The organism is Streptomyces sp. AHU1 (genome assembly GCF_045343905.1).
Taxonomy (GTDB): domain Bacteria; phylum Actinomycetota; class Actinomycetes; order Streptomycetales; family Streptomycetaceae; genus Streptomyces; species Streptomyces triticiradicis.
Genome location: NZ_CP174283.1, coordinates 5,379,618 through 5,397,890 on the forward strand (window position 1 = coordinate 5,379,618; position 18,273 = coordinate 5,397,890).

The window sequence follows — 18,273 nt, forward strand, 5'->3', positions numbered from 1 at the left end:
GCACGTCTCTCACCCACCGCCATCGCCGACCGGAAAGGGCTTTGCGGCGCGCTGCACCAGATCTGCGCGTGGCAACGGCGTCGGGACTCAGATGATCGACTTGATGGTCTTGTCCGCGTACCGCAGCGTCTCGTCGACGGCCTTGTCCATCTCGCGCAAATCATCGGGCTCTGCCGTGAGGAGAGCAGGGACGTTGATGATGCTCGCGGCGAGGAAGCATCCCGTTACGGTGAGGAACCCCTTGTACCGTTCCCGCCCCTCGTGCCCGAGTGAATCCCAGTCCCGTGGCTCTGGCGGCAGACTCACCCTCCACTTCTCAAGGGCGTGGGTGCCGTGGACTTCGACGTACTCCATGATGGCCGTGGCGCGATCCAGCACGTCGATCATCACGTCGAAGCCTTGCTGTGACTGATCCAGAGCAGCCTCCGCCGCCTCGACCTCGGTCCGGAGACGCTCCTCCTCCTTCTTGTTCCGGCGCTTCCGCAGGACGTAGAAGCCAGCGGCCGCCAGTGCTGCCGCCGGGGCGGCGACCATGCCCGTGAGCAGGAGAACTCCACCCGCCATGCCCGCACCGCCCGCGGCCAGTGTGCCTCCCCCCAGGAGGGCCAGAGTCGCGTTGGTCGCGGCAGCCCCGGCCAGCGTCGAAATAGCCGTTCCGGTGGAGGCGGTCCCGAACATCGCGGCAGCGGTGAACGCACCGTAGGCCGCGGCACCGCCGACCGCCGCCCCGGCCGCACCTCCGGCGGCGGCACCACGAATCGCGTTGGCGATCCCGGCGGACATGGCCTCGATACGTATCGCCGTAGGGGTCTCGCTCGTGCTCTCGGTCTCCTCCTCACCCGGCTTCTCCGGCTCGGGCGCCCCGCTGATGCTCTCGGCCAGTTCCACGAACCTCATGAAGAACTCGTCGCGGACGGCATCATGGGCACGGTTGAAGGCTTCCCCGTGCTCTTGGGTGATCTTCGACCGCTGGGCGACCTTCTCGTTGACCTCGGCGTGGCGTTTCTTCGTCTCCGCGACTTGGTCGCGCAGCTTCACCTGCCGTTGGCCCCGCTGACGAGCGAGAGACCTGGTTCGGGCTTCCGCCTCCTGCTTGATCTGCGCGGGTGTCAGTCGGAGCGCGAGGGCGATGGCGGCCAGACGGTGCTCCCCGGGACTCACGAGACCGCGCTCGATACGGGAGATCGAGACCGCGCCGCCCTTACCGTAATCGGCCCGCTCAGCCAACTCTTCCTGGGTCATCGAGGGTTCCTGCGCCTGGCGGTGTTCGCGGATCACGAGGCCCATCGCCTCTGCACTGAAATCATTCATCGATTCCGACCTCTTTGGCCAGCGGGCTGTGGCGGCGCCAGGAGGACCGAACCTCACGTGCCAGCGCACCACCGGAGCGGAAAGCCTGGGTGCTGTCTTCCTTGAACTGCTTGGCCGCCTTGACGACGGCCGGGTCACGACGGACTTTGTCGGCGGTCTCGATGTTCTGGGCGGCAACGAGGGCCAGTTGAGCGAGATCGAGGCGAGACATGACAGTGGGCCTTTCGTCGCTGATGGTGTCTGCGCGTGTGCAACGTAGCGTCACCTAGTGTTCAGCGTCCGCACTATGGCGAAGCTGACTGCAACGGCGACACACCCAGCGCCTGGACCGCAGGGGCTGGTGCAGTGCGTCGAAGAGTCTTTGCCGATTGCCGATTGCCGGCGACAGTGGAAGGACTTGCGGCGCGCCGTACTACATCCCTCGCTCGTGCTCTCGGACGTAGGTGTAGCCGCGGGGCAGTACGTGAGGTCCCGCCAGACCGGCTCGTGCGTGATCCTCTCGGTAGGCGGCTTTCGCTTCTGCGCTCGCCCCCTTGCCGAGGTGCCCGATGCGCATCAGATGGCCCGCCACGCGGTGAGCGCTCATCCCGTGTCCGGCGCCGGCCTCGTTCCGTAGATCCTCACGTTCCGCGGCCCGAAGCGTCGGCGCGTAGCAGAGCAGCGGAACCGGTGTCTCTCCACGCCGTGCCGGATAGCGCAGCGCGCCCGAAGCGTTGATGCTGCCCTGCTCCCATGTGAGCATTCCGCGGGAAAGGAGACGCGCGATCGCCGCGTCGATCTTTTTCCTCGCCGGAGGCTGAGGACGCGCGCGCTCGACGGTGTTACGGATCAACGCTTCCTGAGGAAGCAGGGCCCTGCCCTTCTCGTCGAGGTACCCCAGCTCCCGCAGCGCGATCAGCACGAGTTCCTCGACCCGGTCCACACGAGCGTCGAAGGCCGCCAGCTCACGGGTCATGATTCTCGGGTCGTAGGCGTAGCGCACGACCGTGCCGCCGAAGACCACGGGCGCGTCGAGCGGGGTGTAGGCCAGGCGGAGCGATTTCCAGGTGTCCCACCGCACCGAGACGTATGTCCCGGGAAGGACGAAGGGCTGCCACGTCAGTCCGGTCAGGAGCGCCTCGTCACCCTGCACCCGGAGTCTGACTCCCTTCTGCTCGTCAAGGGTCCGGATGCGGTGGCGGCCGCGCAGAAAGGTGAGCTCCAGCGGCTCTTGAGGGGCGGCTCGGTCGGCCATCTCGGGCGGAACGGGGCACGTGCCGTGCAGCAGATGCTCGGCCCGCACGGAGAACTTCCACTCGATGGTGAGACCGGTGTTGACCACCGAATGGGGAAGCCCGCCATCGAGTTCCGCCACGACGATCCGCGCGAGATCGTCCGTGACGTTCTCAAGCGGCTTCTGGTCGTGCGCCGGTGGCGATGCCTGAAGGCGTCCGTAGCAGCCGTTGCAGAGGAGTTTCTTGTGGCGCACGGCGATGGAACGCGCCGTCTTCGTCCGAGTGCACTGCGAGCAGGTGAAGAGGGCGACCGCCTCCAACCGGACGAGCTGCGCGTCTCCCCGAGGCGGGTTGATCTTGACGATGCTCTTGCCGAGAAGTCGTTCCCCGACTTTCATGACAGCCCCCGGACGCCACGCCCTTGCGGAAAAGAAGATCAGCGTATGGTTCCCGACTTGACCGGACAAGGTCTGACGATCCGCCTGCGGGAAGATCCCCTGAAACCCTGTCCAAGGAACAGGCGGCGACCTACCCTGATCAGGGAGTTCCGCCGTGATCACCGGAGACGGGGAGCGCGGCGGGAGGAGGGGAACAGCAGGTCGGGGAGGGGACGCCCGTACGCTGCCGGGGAGCGTGCCCATGCCGCGCCACCCCGCCGCGTGCCGGGCCGCGCCACCCCTGCCGGGGGAGGGCCATGAACCACTGGGTCGGCATCGTGTCACTGCGGGAGACCGCACCGCCCACGCCCGTGCACCGCATCGCCCTCGCGATCGAGGCGGCCCGCAAGCGCACGTCGTACACGCTCGGCAGTCGGCAGGTCCCGTACGAGCGCATGCGCGCGGCCCTGCGCGGGCTCGCCCAGGAGTACGCGAACCGCTACGAGTGGGACCACTGGCAGTACTGCGTCGATCTGGCCGGCGCGTTCTTCAACGGCGGCCAACCTCCGAGAGGGCTGCCCGGCTGGCTCGTCGCCGACCTGCGCTTCACCCTCGACCGGGGCGCTGTCGTGCCGAAGAAGGCGCACGAGCGGAACGCGTCCCCGCGGCAGGCGACCTTCAGCCACAGCCCGGACCGTCGCCGGCCGGAACCGCCGTCCCGCCGCAAGCCCGCACCCGTCCGTGAGACCAGGGGCGGGGACGACCGCCGGCCGTCCGCCGAACCCGTACGCCGTGCCCCCCGCCCCCACCGGCAGCTCGCCTCCCGTGACATCACGTATCCGCCGCTGGTCGCCCCACCCGCGGAACTGGTCGCCGCATCCGGCGTCGAGGTGGTCGCCGCCGTACGGCAGACCGCCGGAGACTGGGAGACCACCCCGGAGGCGACCGCATGGCTCGGGCTGGCCGCCGAGCACCGCAGCCACCTCTACGAGAGCCGCCAGGCCGAGCACGTCACCCCGCACGTCCTCGGCCTCCTGGACCGGCTCGGCGCCACCACTCTCGACGTGATCCTCCTCGACGCCTATGCGCGGTGGGCCCGGCCGCAGAAGTCCGGTGAGCAGTCGGCCGATCATGCCCGGCGGCGGCGTGCCGCGGAACTGGCCATGGGCGAATGGGCCACCGACGGCCGTCTGCCGCGTATGGGAACGGGTGAGGCACAGAAGCCGGCCCCGTCCGTGGGCGAGAGCGTCGCCCGCCAGATCCTCGGCGTGCTCAGCCTGACCGGCGCGCACGACACGGCACGTCGGCTCGTCACAGCCGTGTGGCCCGATCTCGACCGGCCGTCGGCGGAGACGGGGCCCGATCCGGTGGCCAAAGCCCAGTCGGTCTTCGGGAAAGAGGGGCTGACCTACGGCGACGACGGCGAGGAGGGGCCCGCCCACCAGAAGCTCTTCCGGGTCGTCGCCCGTACCGGTACCGGACGGAACGCTCTCGGCGTCGGGCGCTCGAAGAAGGCCGCCCGCGCTGCTGCGGCCCGCGCTCTGATGGACAAGTACCCGCAGGTGGTGAAGGCCGCCGCCCCGGCGGCCCCGCCGACCGGGGCCAGGGCCGTGCCTCCTCAGCCGTACCGTCTCCCGGACCCCGGGCACCGTGACGCCGTCACCGACCTGGCAACCACGTTCGAGCTCGGGCACCGGGCGGACGGACTGCTCGCCCAAGCACTCACGCACGCGTCCTGGACCTACGAGAACAAGGCCGCGGCCACCGCCGTCCACCAGCGGGCCAACGATCTCCTTGCCCATCACGGCTCGTTCGTCATCGATCACCTGGCGGCCCACACCAGGGCCCACACCGCGTTCGCCCGCGATCTGCGGCTGGACGAGGACGACACCCGTCTCCTCCCGTCGTCCGAGGAGGACATCGCCCGGCTCGGCGGCGTGCTGGCCGTCGGCGACGGGCTGCTGACCGGTCACGGGGAGCGAGGGGAAGGGCGTGCGGCGATCTCCGACGCGGTCCAGGCCGTGCTCGCCGCGGCCTGGCGCACCCGCGGCCCGGAACTCCTGCGGCGCCGACCCGTCGTGCTGGACGAATGGCTCACCGCGCTCGACCACCGACACGACCCGGTGACAGTGCTCAACGCCCTGACAGGCGTGTACGGCATGACGTACGAGTTCGAGGAGCAGACCTCGGGACCGGACCACCTCAAGAGCTTCACCGTCACCGCCGTCCTGCGGGACAGCCGAGGGCGGGTGCACCGGTGGACCGCCCGGCCCGACGGCCACACGGGAAAACAGGAGGCGAAGAAGGCGACCGCCCAGGAAGTCCTCGACGTCCTCGCCGCCCCTGCTTCCGACGACGCCCTCGACGCCCTCACCCTCCGCCGCCGCGACCTGCTGACCGACCTGCTCCGTGCCCAGCTCGACGGGCTCGGTGCCCCGACCGAGCGACAGCGCACCCGCATCATCGCCCGTGGTGACCTCGGCACCGATCTCCTCGCCACCGGGGACACCGAGGCGTTCCAGGCATGGGCAGGCCGTGTCCAGGGGCTGCTCACCCCCGAGGGCGGCGGGCACGTGCCCGCCGCGCTGCGCGACCTCTACCGGAAGGTCGTGGACGACACTCGGCGCGGCCCCCGCTCCCTGCTGCGGCGGATGGCCGCTGACCCGGGCACCGACGGCGCGAGCGTGGTCCGGCGGCACGCGGCCGACGCGGTACTGCGCGCCGTGAACACCGGACCGTGGGAGAAGACCGTCCGCGACATCGTCCAGGACTGGTGGCGCGACCAGGCACCCGACACCGGCGTCACGGTCCGCGACCTCATGCGCCGGGAATCCTTCGAGCCCCTGCGCGTCCAACTGGGCGCGCTGCACGAGACGCTGAAGTGGTGCGGCGAGGCCGCGGACGCGGCCGGGACCTCGGTCGACGTCGAACTGACCGTCCAGGACGGCACGCTGCACGTCTGGATCGGTCTGCACAGCGTCGACGTCAGGGCGGCCTGCGACGACTTCGCCCAACTCCTGTCCCGCACCCTGCCGTACACCGACTGCCTGGTCGACGACGACCACGTACTGCTGCGCCTGCACGGCCACCCCGACCCGAGCACCCTCTCCCCGCTCGCGGCGGCCGGAGTGGACGCCTATCTCGGATGACTGATGCCAGGCCCGTACCGGCTTCGCGGTGCCGGGGCGATCACAGGCTGGCCGGAGAAGCCGGCGCCGACGGAGGGAAGCCGACCTTCCTCACCAGCTCAGGCCTGGCGGTGCGCGGGGACGATCTGGCGCACAAGGCGCCACATTCCGGTCGACGGGTTCTCCTTGTGCTCGTCACCCGCCTTCGCCAGAGCCCGCGCGCGGTCCACGGCCTCGGGCCAGGTCTCGCGGTAGTGACTGAAGTCGAACCTGTCCGACGTCTTGCTGTAGCCGGGATGGTGGGGAAGCAGGTGTCGCAAGGCTTGCCGGAAGCCGTCGACCGACGCGCGGTGATCACGGAAGTGGAGCAGCAGCCACAGTTCGAAACACGGATTGGACAGGGCGATCTCGATATCCTCGGCACGGGCCAGCCGCAGCGCCTCGCCGAGGTGGGTGAAATCGTCCACGTCCAGCACACACCAGGTGTGGGAGTAGTGGCCTCTCGCCCGCGTACGTTCGCCCACCGCGTGCCGGACCACGGACACCGGATCCTGCGGGCAGATCTTGACCCGCACGTCGACAGCGCGATTGTCCACGGCCCTCAACAGGCCCTTCACATAATCCGGTTCGGTATTACGCGCTCCGCACACCACCAGGATCGACGGTAACTCCTCCCGATAAGCCGGTCTGCGGCGCAGCGTGGACTCATGCCTCGGAGTCTTCCGACCGTCCCGCTTCGGATCCCTCGCCATCCGTCTCCCCCCGCCCGGCGATCGCCAGCGTGAACGTGTCGTCGACCATGGGTACCGCGCCGTAACTTCCGTTCAGATAGCGCCGTTCCCGGTTCTCCTCCTGACGCGGCCGGAAGTCCGAGAGCGGATACAACGAGCTCTCCCCGAACTCGTTCTTCGTCACGAACCAGATCTGGTCGCGCTTGAGGATGTCCTCTCCTGCTCTGCGTCCCAGCAGACTCACGTCATGGCTGGTGAACAGCAGTTGGGCGCCGTGCGGATTTCGCACCGGATCCTGGAAGAGGGTGACGAGGAACGCGCTGAGCCTGGGGTGCAGACTGCTGCCCAGTTCGTCCACGACCAGCGTGCCGCCACGACGGGCCACCCCTTCGAGTGTGAATGCGTACTCGACCAGTGCCTGGGTGCCGGCGGACTCCGCGGCCAGCGGCACTTCGAACGGACCGTTCCTGCCCGCGTGCTTCAGTAACAGTTCGTGGCGTGTCCGCCGGTGCGACCTCGGCATGTCGAAGAGCATGTCCTTGCCGGCGGACGGAGGCGCGGTCCGGGAAACGTACAACTCCTCCTCGACGCTCTGCACACGGAAGTCCTCGATCCCGAGATCCGCGACGCGCAGGACATCACGCAGATGGACCGGTTCACCCTGGGTGCCGAGCCTGCGAGCGAGGTTCCTGAGCATCAGGGAACGCGACATGGGACCGCCCGACACGGTGCCGCCGAACACCAGATCGCTCCTGAACCAGCGGTACACGGGGTGGACGACCTCCATGGTCGCCTTCGACCGGGCCGCCATGGAGAGGAACAGCGCGTTGGGGGCCGTCACGTCCGCGACCGTACGCAGTTCCTTGCTCCGGTCCTGCGAGCTGCCTACGCGGAAATCGTCGCCGTCCCGCTCGAAGACCACCCGCTTACGTGCTTCCGGGTAGGCGTACAACCACTCGCTGACGACCTGCTCGTCGTCGATCTCGAACCCATAGACATAGCGCACGCCGCGTACCAGAAGGTCAGCGACATACCACGACGAGTCCGTGTTCAGAGTGTCCGAAAGGAAGGGCTGTCTGCTCATGCCCTCACCGTCCTCCGCGAGGAGATGAGAGCGGGTCACCATCTCCGCCATACAACGCAATGCGTCTATGACGTTCGACTTGCCGGCCGCGTTGGAACCGAAGATCCCCGCGACCGGTACCGCCTCCCAGGCGGTACCAGTCGGCCGGTCTCCCCCGTACACAGGCTGAAGCTGCCATTCCAGCTCGTCGCGAATGGAGCGGTGGTTGGCCACCCTGAAGTTCAAGAGCATGAGCACCCCCTTCCAAAGGCTAGTTTCACCGCACTTCGTGCAAGTGAATCGCCGGTAAAGGGAGTTGGCAAGCAATTCCAGGCAATCAGGGAGCAGAACAAGCCTCCTGGGTGCATGCCGTCACACGCCGACGGACCGCAGGTCCTTCAGGAACAGCCCGTCCAGTACCTCCCACTCCGTGACCCGGTCCACCACCTCCACCGTGCGCCCGTCCAAGGTGGGCGTGGCGCGCGGGTCCTCCACCGGCAGCAGCATCCACAGGCCGTGCGGTGTGTCGGCGGGGCGCCGAGCCGACTGCTGCACCGTGGCCAGCAGTTCACGGCCGCCCGCCTCCCAGTACCGGGCGGTCAGACCGGCCTCATGGACGAGCAGCACCGCACGAGGGCCGGACGCCTCCGCGAGCTCCACGATCCGCTGCCGCACCCGCTCGGCGGCCAGCCGCGTGTACGAGGCGAGCGCCGCGCCCAGAGTGCCGGTCGCCGCGAACTTGGCGTCCGCCTTCAGCAGGGCCTCCCAGCGCACCGACTGCTCCTCGGACAGGCTCTTGAGCGCGTCCAGGAACAGGGCGTTCAACGGTACGGCGGTAGTGTCGTACCGCTTCGCCAGCGCCTCGGCGACACCCGGCAGATCGGCGCCCTTCAGCGTCAGTGCCAGGAAGCCGCCCCGGCGGCGAGCCTCCGTGAGCCGTGCGGACAGCACCTCGCGCGGGTCCTTGCCCTCGGCGATACGGCCCTGGGCGGCGGCGTAGAGGGAACCGGTGCTGGTCAGCACGGAGGAGGACAGGTTCAGACGGCTGGCCGTACCCCCGTCGGCCCGGGGGAAGAAGCGGCGCCGCTGCTGGTCGTGGTCCAGAGGGAAGCCGGACTCGGTGAGGGCCTCGGCCAGCTCCACATAGGTCGTCTCGTCCAGTACCGACAGTCCGGGGAACCGCGCCCGGACCCGGGCGAGCAGGTCCGCGGTGGTGATGCCGGTGTCGGGACGGACCCCAGCCGGAGCCTGCGAGATGCGCAGGGCTCGGGCCAGGCTGAGGTCGAGGGGGAACAGCTCCAGCCGCGGGGAGAAGGCGACGCCACCCGCCATCGACGCCGCCAGCTCCACCAGCCGGGTGTCGGCGAGCGGGGCCATGCCCTCGGGCGCGGGCACCGCACGCAGTTCCCGGAGCACGGTGGCACGGCCGGGCAGCGGCTCGCGCCCGGCCAGATCGGCGGCCTGTTCGCCGAGCGCCGCCGCGTAGTCGGCGAGTTCGGCCGGCGTCGGGTCGTCCGTGCCCGGCTGGTCCTCCAGCGCGATGACCACCCGGCCGCCGCGCCGCTGCACGGCCAGCCGGGCCAGGGCTTCGGAGGTCGTGGTGGACTCGCTGTCGGAGCGGTCGTCGTCCCGCTTGCGGATCTCCGCCTCGACCGCTGCCCGCACCACGGCCAGGGCCTTCGCCTGTGCCTCCGCCGGCTCGCTGGCACCCGCGCCGTGCCGGGCACGCAGCTCCGACGCCAGTTCCTCGACCGTGGACACCCGGTCCCGGTCGGTCAGGATCCCCAGGAGCTCGTCACGGATCCTGCCGAGCCACGGAAGCCGCGCCCACTCGTCGACCGCGGCCTGCTGGTTCCCGGAAACGGTCGGCTGGCTGATGCCCAGCGCCTTCGCGATCACGCTCTGGGCCGGCCACGGTTCCAGCGCCTCACCGGCCTCCAGCACGCCCGGGAGCTGAAGCGTCGCACGGACGACATCGGACCGGGGCCTGGTGCGGCGCTTGCCCTCGGGCGGGGTGAGGCGCGCGGCCAGCGTGTCGATCGACTCCAGCACCTCCTCCGGCGCGTCCGGCTCCAGGGCGACCGGCTTCTTCACCGTCGCGCGACGGCGCAGCGTCTGCGTCCACTGACGGTGGCGGCGGTTCAGCTCCTTGCGGATCGCGTTGCCCGCGCCGCGGGCCCGGGAGATGTGGTGCGGCGGAATGTCCAGAAGCTGCTCGACGGTGTGTGCCTTCAGGCCCTCGGCGACCGACACCGCCCTCGGTGACAGGCCGGCCGCCGCGAGCGGAGTCTTCAGGCGTGCGGCCTCGGCGGCCTGCTCGCGGATGTCCTCCAGGTCGTCCGCGCTCGCCCCGACGGTGGCGGGCGTCGTCGCGGGCCGGGCCGCGTCGGCCTTGCGGAAGACCTGCCGCCACGCTTCCTGCAACTGCCCCAGAGTGTCGTGGCGCTGTTCGACGTCCCGGTGCAGGGCTCGCTCGAAGAACTCCTTCAGACCCTCGCTGAGGGCCTGGGGGAACAGCTCGGCCGACACGTGCAGGGACGCGTCGGCGACCATCCGCGGGTCGCCCTGGCCGTCACCCCACACGGGCCGCTCACCGGAAGCCATCTCGTGCAGGGTGACCGCGGCGGCGTACCACTCCGCGTGGTCGTCGTAGCGCGAACGGCCGGCACCACCGAGAAAGGGATCGAGGTACCCGCGGGTGCCCGCGTGCACGTCCTGGTCGGGGGCGTCGGCGAGAGAGAAGTCGAACAGCATCAACTGCCAGGAGCCGTCGTTGCGCTTGAACAGGCCGAGGTTGTCCGGCTTGATGTCCCGATGCCGCACCCCGCGTGCCGCCAGGGAGTCCAGGGCCTCGAACAGGTCGTTGCCGAACCTCTCCAACTGGTCGTACCCCAGCGGACCCTGGTCGCGCAGCCGGGAACCGAGGCTCACCGGTTCACGGTCGTCCTCCGCGCGGAAACCGCCCGCGTACTCGATCTCCAGGACCGTGTGCTGCGCCAGCTCACGAGGTTCAGCGAGCAGCTTGACGATGCGCCCGCCGCCCACCTCCTTCAGCGCCTTCGCCTCCGCGAGCAGACGGGCGTCCTTCTCCTGGTCCAGGGCGACCTTGAAGACACGGACGGGCACCTCTTCGTCCCCGGAATCGGTCCGCCGGACCAGCAGCGCGCGAGCCGTGGCGCCCGTGCCGAGTACCCGGAGCACCGTCCAGTCGTCGTCCAGCGACTGGCCGGGCTGCACGGTGAGGGGATCGGCGGCGCGTACGCCGGTCGGCTGCGGGGCTGCCGCGTCCGCCTCGGCCGAGGCCAGCAGGTTCAGGAACTCGTCCACCGACGCGAGCCGGTCCCGTACGTCCGCGGCCGTGGCACGGAAGACGAGGGTGTCGAGAGCCGCCGAGACGGAGTCGGAGACCGCGTAGGGGTGCAGACCGGTGTCGCTCTGCAGCCGCTCCAGCAGGGCGCTCCGACGATCCGCGGGCGGACGGCCGGTGAGCAGGAGATAGGTGAGCGAGCCGAGACCGAAGACATCCAGGTCGACCGGGTCGGCGAACTCCTGGTCGGTCTCCGGAGCCAGATACACCTGTGCCGTGTCCGCGATCAGCCCCCCGTCAAGAGGGGTGTCACCGAGCGACCTGTGCAAGGTCGTCTCGAAGTCACGGGCCGCCGTCTGCCAGTCGGCGATCCTGAGAACGGGCTCGCTGCCGTCCTCACGCGCCGAGACGTAGACCGACCGTGCGGACAGCGCGCGGTGGTACAGGGACCGGTTGTGCGCGTAGCGCACCGCCTCGGCGAGCTGTCGCACCAGATCGACACGCCCGGCGGGGGTGAGGTGACCACCGTAGGCGTCGAGGTAGGCGTCCAGCCGGAGGTCCGACTCGCGGTGCCGGAACAGGATCGCCGGACCGCCCTGGTGCTCGCGGATCTGTGCCGCCTGCACGATGCCGCGGTGGTTGATGCCCTGGAGCACCTGATACTCACGACGGGCGGCCCGGTCCACCTTCGCGCGCTGCTCCTCGGAGGCGGCGGCGCCGGCCAGGTATATACGGACGCGACCGCTCTCCTGCACGAGCCCGTCGTCGCGCACCGCCAGCCGGTCCTCCCAGCCGGGGCCCGCGTCGAGGGCACGGGGTTCGAGCTTCCAGTCGTCCCCGAAGCGCAGATGGGCGGTGGAGTGGCTGATGCCGATCTTCTGCATCAGCCGTTCCAGGCGCTCGCTGATCACCGGTGTGATCCGCCAGCTCTCCCGCTCCGGCGGGCGGCCCAGCAGGTCGTCCCAGATCTTCGGCAGACCGCTCGCACCGTCGTTGAGGCCGTAGACCGCGGTTCGCTGGAACTCGTCCAGACTGCTCACGAGCCCGGGATCGTGGAGGAAGACCGCCGGCTTGATGAACGGAACGTCCCGGGGAGGCAGGCCGAGCGTCCGGGCCGCCCGCTCCAACTGCCCCTTCAGCTCCTTGGCCTTGAGGTCGGTCAGATGGAGGGGGTTGCGCAAGGTGCGTACACGGTCGCTGTGGAACTGCCAGGTGTCGCCGTGGTTCACCACCCTGCCGGGGTGTCCCTTCAGCTCCAGCAGGTAGAGCCCGCCCGGCACGGCGATCAGCACGTCACACTCGTTGATCCGGCCGGACGCCGCCGTGAACTGGAACGTGGCCCACGCCCGGTAGGGCTCGGTCTTCGGCATCAGCTCGCGGAGATGGTCAAGACCGGCCTGTTCCCAGCCGAACACGGACTGTTGCGGCTGGAACCAACGCTTCCGCGGGGCGGGAGCCGTCGGCTTGGGGACAGCGGGCACCGAGCACCTCCGGAACGGCGGTAGGAGAGGGGAAGGACGCTGTCGCAGGCGTCCAAGTCCTCTCTTTACAGCAGGTCCGAAATCCTAGCCGTCTCCTGTGACAGTTGATCCGCCGCGGTGCTCGGCGAGACGGGCAGCGAGCCGACGGCCGGCGAAGCCTCCGCTTCAGGCGTCCGGGACCGGAGGCTTCGCTGCGGGTGGCTGGAACCCGGTGGGATCGATCAGTCCTCCACCCCCTCCAGCGCCCCGAGATCCGCCATCAGGCCCAGCCGGTCGTACTCCCACCAGCCCTCGGCGATCTTTCCGTTCTCGCCGCACCGGAAGATGGTCGTGCCGGTCATGGAGACCTTCTTCCCGGAGGCCGGGATCCCCATGAAGTCGCCCGTGTGCGTGCCGCTCCAGGTCCACCGTGTGCAGACGCGGTCGCCCTCGGTGATCTGGTCCTCGATGCTGAAGTCGAAGTCGAAGGCGCCGCGCCACATCTCCATCTCGCGCCGGATCGCGTCGAGTCCCATGGTGTCCTGCTCGTTGGCGGGATCGTGGTCGTGGTAGTTCTCCGCCATCAGCCCGTCGAGCGGCGGCAGCTCACCCGGAGCTCCCATCGTCTCGAAGAGCGTCCGGACGGTCGCCGCGTGGAGCCGCTCGTCGCGCACCACGTCCAGGTCCGTGAAGGTCGGCATCTCGTCGCAGAGCGCCACCATCTCCTGGAAGATCTTGTCGGTCTCGGGCAGGTTCGAGTTCCGCATCGCGTCCTCGTACGACGGGAACTCCACGATCTCTATGAAGTGCGACGAGTCGGACCGGTCCTTGGCGATGATGCCGTGCGTCGCGGTCCGCTTGCCCTTGGTCTGCTCGACCCATGTGTCCATCAGCTGGTTCATCCGGTCGAACTGGCTGGTCCTGCAGTCGATGAGCTGGACGAATGTCATGCTGCCGCCTCCGATCCCTGGGTCCCCCGGGTCCGGCTCTGCCATGCCCATTTTCCCACCGGAAGGGCGCGATGCCCTGCGCTCACGCGGTCCGCCGCCAGATCCTGGCCGGGCGGTGCGCGCGGCCCGCGCGGGCCCAGGCGGCGGGCCGGACGACATCGGCGGGCAGGTCCCCCACCCGCTGGTGCGCCAGGGAGCGCAGGACGACCAGGACGGCGGCGAGCTCCTCGGGCGTCGGTTCGCCGGACACGACGCGGATGCCGTCGGCGCCGATCATGCCGGCTGGTTCCCGTGCTTGCGGTGCGGCAGCGGCGCGCTCTTCGTGCCCAGCATCCGCAGTCCCGAGGCGAGGACGGCCCGCGTGGACTGCGGGGCGATGACGTCGTCGACGAGGCCGCGCTCGGCGGCGTAGTAAGGGTGCATGAGTGCCTCGCGGTACTCGGCCACACGCCGGCCCCGGGCCGCCTCCGGATCGTCGGCCGCGGCGATCTCGCGGCGGAAGATGACGTTCGCGGCGCCCTCCGCGCCCATCACGGCGATCTCGTTGGCGGGCCACGCGTACGACAGGTCCGCGCCGATGGAGCGCGAGTCCATGACGATGTACGCCCCGCCGTACGCCTTGCGCACGATCATCTGGATCCGGGGGACGGTCGCGTTGCAGTACGCGTACAGGAGCTTGGCGCCGTGCCGGATGATGCCGCCGTGCTCCTGGTCCACGCCGGGCAGGAAGCCGGGCACGTCGACCAGCGACACCACCGGGATGTTGAAGGCGTCGCACAGCTGCACGAACCGCGCGGCCTTTTCGCTGGCGTGGATGTCGAGCACCCCGGCCAGCACCATGGGCTGGTTGGCCACGATGCCGACGGGGCGGCCCTCGATGCGGCCGAGCGCGCAGATGACGTTGGCCGCCCAGCGCTCCTGGACCTCCAGGAACTCGCCGTCGTCCACCACCTCCTCGACCACCCGGCGCATGTCGTACGGCTGGGCCGGATCCGCGGGCACGATGTCCAGCAGCTCGGTGCAGGGCCGGTCGGCCGGGTCGTCGCAGGGCGCCTCGGGCGGTGTCTCGGTGCTGTTCTGGGGGAGCAGGGACAGCAGGTAGCGGACCTCTTCGAGGCAGGTCCGCTCGTCGTCGTGGGCGAAGTGCGCGACACCCGACGTCTCGGCGTGCACGTCCGCGCCGCCGAGCCCGTTCTGGGTGACCCGCTCGCCGGTGACGGCCTGGATGACGTCGGGGCCGGTGATGAACATCTGGGACGTCTCGCGGACCATGAAGACGAAGTCGGTCAGGGCGGGCGAGTAGGCGGCGCCGCCCGCGCACGGGCCGAGCATCACGCTGATCTGCGGAATGACCCCGCTGGCCCTCGTGTTGCGCTGGAAGATGCCGCCGTAGCCCGCGAGCGCGGTGACGCCCTCCTGGATGCGGGCGCCCGCGCCGTCGTTGAGGGACACCAGGGGGGCGCCCGCGGCGAGGGCCAGGTCCATGATCTTGTGGATCTTCTGGGCGTGGGCCTCGCCCAGCGCGCCGCCGAAGATCCGGAAGTCGTGCGCGTACACGAAGACCGTACGGCCGTGGACCGTGCCCCAGCCGCCGATCACGCCGTCCGTGTGCGGACGTTTGTCCTCCATGCCGAAGCCGGTCGCCCGGTGCCGGCGCAGTGGCTCCAGTTCGCTGAACGTGTCCGGATCCAGCAGGAGTTCTATGCGCTCCCGGGCCGTCAGCTTGCCCTTGGCGTGCTGCCGGCCGGTGGCGGCGGCGTCACCCGCGGCCACGCCCGCGCGCAGTCCCTCCAGTTCGGCGGTACGGGCCCGCAATGACGGCGGGGCGGGCGGGGCCGCGAACTCCTCTTCCAGTTCCGCCAGTTGACTGCTGCTCAGGGTCTGCACCGACATGGCCGGTCTCCTTTCGGTACGGGTCTTCGGTGGTGCCGGGTCACAGGCGCAGGCCGCGGTAGCGGCGGGGCCAGATGCCGTGACTGCCGGGGGCCAGCACGCCCGCCGGGTCGAGCGCGTCCTTGACCCGTTCGCCGAGCCGCCGGAGCGCGTGCCCGTGGAAGGCGTACGTCTCCGCGACCTGGTCCATCAGGGCCGGATGCGCGTGCCGTACGCCGAGCCCGGCCGCCGCCGCGTCCCCCACCAGGCGTTCGCACAGGGCCAGGGTGCGGGCCCGGTCGTCCGGGTCGCGGATGTCGAACGCGACCGGCACGTGGTGGTGCAGCACCCGCCGGCCCACCACGAACGAGCCCAGGTAGTCCTTGCCGGCCGCTCGCACGAGCTCCCGCACCCGCGTGTACTGCGCCAGCGCGTCCGCGCCGGTGCCCGGCAGCACGGGCGTGACGGAGAGGTGCCCGCCGCGCTCCAGCCAGCCGTCGGCCGCGTCGCCCCACAGGCCGGGTGTGTCCCGGCCGTCGTCCGGGTCGCCGAGCCGGCAGCGCGCCCCGGCGATCGGCGCCAGGGCCGTGCGCACGGCGTCCCACTGGGCGCGCACGACGGGACGGCTGCCCGCCACGGCGCCGTACGCGTTCCAGCGGCCGAGTCGCAGGTCGGCCATGACGGGGGCGTGGTCGCCGTCGGGCACCGGGCCCGGAGCGCCGGGGAGGGCCTCGCGGCACCGGCCCGCGGCCGCCGCGTCCAGGAGCAGGCTGCGCACGGTGGGCGACTCGGGGAGCGTCCCGTCGGCGCGCAGCGTCCGCAGGGCGTCGACGAGCGGGCCGAGGTCCTCCGCACGCGGAACGGAGACGGTGAAGGTGCGGCGGTGCGGGGGCGTAGTGCGGAGCCGGACGCCGAGTTTGGTGACGACCCCCAGGTTCGACGGCGCGAACATCATGTCGAAGGAGGGGCCGAAGCCGTAGGGCCACAGATGGGCGCAGCGCGAGGCGCGCAGGCCGCCCATCCCGGTGCGCACCAGGTCGCCGTCCGGCAGCACGACCTCCATCCCGCACCACAGCGCGGGCTCGTCCTCGTAGGGCGTGAGGCCGCCGGTGGCCAGGGCGTGGCCGACGACGCTGTCCCAGCCCAGGCCCACGGGATCGACCCGGTACGGCAGCCCGCGCGCGGAGAGGTGGGCGGCGAGGTCGACGAAGGTGACGCCGGGTTCGACGACGGCGTACCCGAAGGTCTCGTCGACCTCCAGCACCCGGTTCATCCGGCTGAGGTCGAGGACGACGGCGCCGGGCAGCCGGGGTGCCGCGCCGCCGAGCCCGGTGTTGCGGCCGGGCAGGGCGGGGGCGAGCGGCACCCCGAAGGTCCTGGCGACGTCCAGTACGCGCCGTACGTCGTCGACCGAGCCGGCCAGCAGCGCAGCGCTGGGGACGAAGTGTCCGGGGCCGAGCACCGGTTGCGGGTCGTCGTAGCCGAGGAGGGCGATGTCCTCCTCGGTCAGGACCCGGGAGTCGCCGAGCACCGCGCGGAACGCGGCGAGCGCCTCGGCGAACTCCCGGGGGCCGACGCCGTGCGGGAGCCGGGGACGGCCGCTCACGGATGTCACGGCCGTCCTTCCGGGGCCCGTGCGGCCTCCTCCGTGAGCCGCACAGGGGAGCGCTGCGAGGGAGTGAACGCCTGGATGTCGATGCGTTCCCAGACGCCCGAGACGGCGAACGGGTCGGTGAGGACGTACTCCTCCACCTGCTTCCGGTTCGCGGCCTCGACCATGATCAGGCTGCCGACCGCGGTGGTGCCGTCGGCGTCGACCAGGGGCCCGTAGAGGACCGGCCGTACCGGTGTGGCGTGCAGCCGGGCCGAGTGCGCGGGCCGCTGGGCGGCCCGCAGTTCGGCGGTGCCCGGCGCGTCGAGGCAGTGGATCGCCCACAGCATCTGTCTCTCCTCGGGTCGTGGGGGCAGGGGTTGCAGGGGCAGGGATCGTCGGGACAGGGATCGTCGGGACGGGAGTGCGGGGAGACGAGCGGTGGCGTGCGGCGGGCGTCAGGCCGCCCGGTCGCCGCTCATCGCCGGCGCGGCCTGGTCGCGCAGCCGGGTCAGCTCCGCGACCACGGCCTGGCGGGCCGCGATCTTCTCCTGCTTGACGCTGAACTGCTCGGGGATCACCCGGTACTCGGCGTCGATCACGCTGGCGAGCGTGTCCCCGTGGTGGATCGAGATCCGGCACTTGAAGACCGGTCCCACCGGGGTGCGGGTCAGCTCCAGCAGCTCGTACTGCAGCGTCGCGGCGAGCGGGAAGACGAAGCTGTGGAACGTGGAGCCGACCGAGCCGATGACGAACCGGGTGCGGTCCGGTCCGGTGACGTAGAACTGCTCGGTGACCACGGTCCAGAACTGCCGGGCGGCCTCCAGGAGCGTGATGGCCGGGATGTGCTGGCCGGTGAGGTGGTCCTCCAGGACCTCGACGCGCTGGTCGAGCACCAGGTCGGCGGCGAAACGGTGCTCGCCGGTCTGGCCGACCGGCCCGATCAGTACGTTCTTGGCGTCGTGCTTGTGGGTGAGCCGCTGCTGGGCCCGCTCGGGAATCCCGGGCTTGGCGACCGTGACCGCCGGCCCGAGCCGGTCGGTCAGGGCGCGTATCTCCGCCAGCTGCTCGTCGCTCAGGCCCTGTCCGATGCCGACCGCCAGGCCTTCCGGCACGTCGCCGGAGCGCAGCCGGGCCAGCAGGGCGGAGACGGGGACGGTGCCGCGGTTGACGAGGAAGTCCTCGAAGCGGTCGCCGACCGCGATGACGGCGTCGGGCGACGCGGACTGTGCCGTGGGTCGTGACATGGTCGGTCCTCCGGTAGTGGTG

At 70.6% G+C, this 18,273-nt stretch carries 13 protein-coding genes; 1 reads left to right on the forward strand and 12 read right to left on the reverse strand.

Annotation, left to right across the window (positions count from 1 at the left end):
- Positions 1-87: 87 nt before the first annotated feature.
- From ACICHK_RS24130 to ACICHK_RS24140, 3 genes are all read right to left on the reverse strand, one after another.
- Positions 88-1,311, reverse strand: a complete 1,224-nt coding sequence (locus ACICHK_RS24130; protein ID WP_406838510.1) for a helix-turn-helix domain-containing protein — start codon at positions 1,309-1,311, stop codon at positions 88-90.
- Positions 1,304-1,522: a hypothetical protein gene (locus tag ACICHK_RS24135; RefSeq protein ID WP_406838511.1), complete on the reverse strand. Its 219-nt coding sequence runs from the start codon at positions 1,520-1,522 to the stop codon at positions 1,304-1,306. Before ACICHK_RS24135 ends, ACICHK_RS24130 begins: the two co-directional genes overlap by 8 nt.
- Positions 1,523-1,723: 201 nt before the next feature.
- Entirely contained in the window at positions 1,724-3,085 is a 1,362-nt protein-coding gene (locus tag ACICHK_RS24140) for a hypothetical protein (RefSeq protein ID WP_406838512.1), read from the reverse strand.
- Positions 3,086-3,219: 134 nt separating this feature from the next.
- Between ACICHK_RS24140 and ACICHK_RS24145 the strand changes: the two genes are divergently transcribed.
- Positions 3,220-6,051 carry a hypothetical protein gene (locus ACICHK_RS24145; protein WP_406838513.1) on the forward strand — a complete coding sequence of 944 codons (2,832 nt, stop codon included), beginning with the start codon at positions 3,220-3,222 and terminating at the stop codon, positions 6,049-6,051.
- Positions 6,052-6,149: 98 nt separating this feature from the next.
- Here ACICHK_RS24145 and ACICHK_RS24150 read toward each other — a convergent pair whose 3' ends face one another.
- The 9 genes from ACICHK_RS24150 to ACICHK_RS24190 form a co-directional block, all read right to left on the reverse strand.
- On the reverse strand, positions 6,150-6,782 hold the full coding sequence (locus ACICHK_RS24150; RefSeq protein WP_406838514.1) for an RloB family protein: 633 nt from the start codon (positions 6,780-6,782) through the stop codon (positions 6,150-6,152).
- Positions 6,736-8,076, reverse strand: a complete 1,341-nt coding sequence (locus ACICHK_RS24155; RefSeq protein ID WP_406838515.1) for an ATP/GTP-binding protein — start codon at positions 8,074-8,076, stop codon at positions 6,736-6,738. The genes ACICHK_RS24150 and ACICHK_RS24155 overlap by 47 nt, the downstream gene beginning before the upstream one ends.
- Before the next feature lie 120 nt (positions 8,077-8,196).
- Entirely contained in the window at positions 8,197-12,612 is a 4,416-nt protein-coding gene (pglW, locus tag ACICHK_RS24160; protein ID WP_406838516.1) for a BREX system serine/threonine kinase PglW, read from the reverse strand.
- Between the two features lie 221 nt (positions 12,613-12,833).
- Positions 12,834-13,541 carry an ester cyclase gene (locus tag ACICHK_RS24165; RefSeq protein ID WP_406838517.1) on the reverse strand — a complete coding sequence of 236 codons (708 nt, stop codon included), beginning with the start codon at positions 13,539-13,541 and terminating at the stop codon, positions 12,834-12,836.
- Positions 13,542-13,623: 82 nt separating this feature from the next.
- Entirely contained in the window at positions 13,624-13,818 is a 195-nt protein-coding gene (locus tag ACICHK_RS24170; protein ID WP_406838518.1) for an acyl-CoA carboxylase subunit epsilon, read from the reverse strand.
- Positions 13,815-15,434 (reverse strand): acyl-CoA carboxylase subunit beta, encoded by a 1,620-nt coding sequence (locus ACICHK_RS24175; RefSeq protein ID WP_406838519.1) that lies wholly within the window; start codon positions 15,432-15,434, stop codon positions 13,815-13,817. The genes ACICHK_RS24170 and ACICHK_RS24175 overlap by 4 nt, the downstream gene beginning before the upstream one ends.
- A gap of 40 nt (positions 15,435-15,474) precedes the next feature.
- Complete coding sequence (locus ACICHK_RS24180; protein WP_406838520.1) at positions 15,475-17,028, reverse strand: FAD-binding oxidoreductase; 1,554 nt, start codon at positions 17,026-17,028, stop codon at positions 15,475-15,477.
- Positions 17,025-17,354, reverse strand: a complete 330-nt coding sequence (locus ACICHK_RS24185) for a YciI family protein (RefSeq protein ID WP_406838521.1) — start codon at positions 17,352-17,354, stop codon at positions 17,025-17,027. The genes ACICHK_RS24180 and ACICHK_RS24185 overlap by 4 nt, the downstream gene beginning before the upstream one ends.
- A gap of 108 nt (positions 17,355-17,462) precedes the next feature.
- Complete coding sequence (locus ACICHK_RS24190) at positions 17,463-18,251, reverse strand: AfsA-related hotdog domain-containing protein (protein WP_406838522.1); 789 nt, start codon at positions 18,249-18,251, stop codon at positions 17,463-17,465.
- Positions 18,252-18,273: the final 22 nt, after the last annotated feature.

What these genes read in the sequence shown, in the direction of transcription:
- ACICHK_RS24135 (WP_406838511.1), bottom strand. Translation starts at nt 1,522, where the DNA reads ATGTCTCGCCTCGATCTCGCTCAACTGGCCCTCGTTGCCGCCCAGAAC.
- ACICHK_RS24170 (WP_406838518.1), bottom strand. Translation starts at nt 13,818, where the DNA reads ATGATCGGCGCCGACGGCATCCGCGTCGTGTCCGGCGAACCGACGCCC.
- ACICHK_RS24150 (WP_406838514.1), bottom strand. Translation starts at nt 6,782, where the DNA reads ATGGCGAGGGATCCGAAGCGGGACGGTCGGAAGACTCCGAGGCATGAG.
- ACICHK_RS24185 (WP_406838521.1), bottom strand. Translation starts at nt 17,354, where the DNA reads ATGCTGTGGGCGATCCACTGCCTCGACGCGCCGGGCACCGCCGAACTG.
- ACICHK_RS24175 (WP_406838519.1), bottom strand. Translation starts at nt 15,434, where the DNA reads ATGTCGGTGCAGACCCTGAGCAGCAGTCAACTGGCGGAACTGGAAGAG.
- ACICHK_RS24130 (WP_406838510.1), bottom strand. Translation starts at nt 1,311, where the DNA reads ATGAATGATTTCAGTGCAGAGGCGATGGGCCTCGTGATCCGCGAACAC.
- ACICHK_RS24190 (WP_406838522.1), bottom strand. Translation starts at nt 18,251, where the DNA reads ATGTCACGACCCACGGCACAGTCCGCGTCGCCCGACGCCGTCATCGCG.
- ACICHK_RS24165 (WP_406838517.1), bottom strand. Translation starts at nt 13,541, where the DNA reads ATGACATTCGTCCAGCTCATCGACTGCAGGACCAGCCAGTTCGACCGG.
- ACICHK_RS24155 (WP_406838515.1), bottom strand. Translation starts at nt 8,076, where the DNA reads ATGCTCTTGAACTTCAGGGTGGCCAACCACCGCTCCATTCGCGACGAG.
- ACICHK_RS24145 (WP_406838513.1), top strand. Translation starts at nt 3,220, where the DNA reads ATGAACCACTGGGTCGGCATCGTGTCACTGCGGGAGACCGCACCGCCC.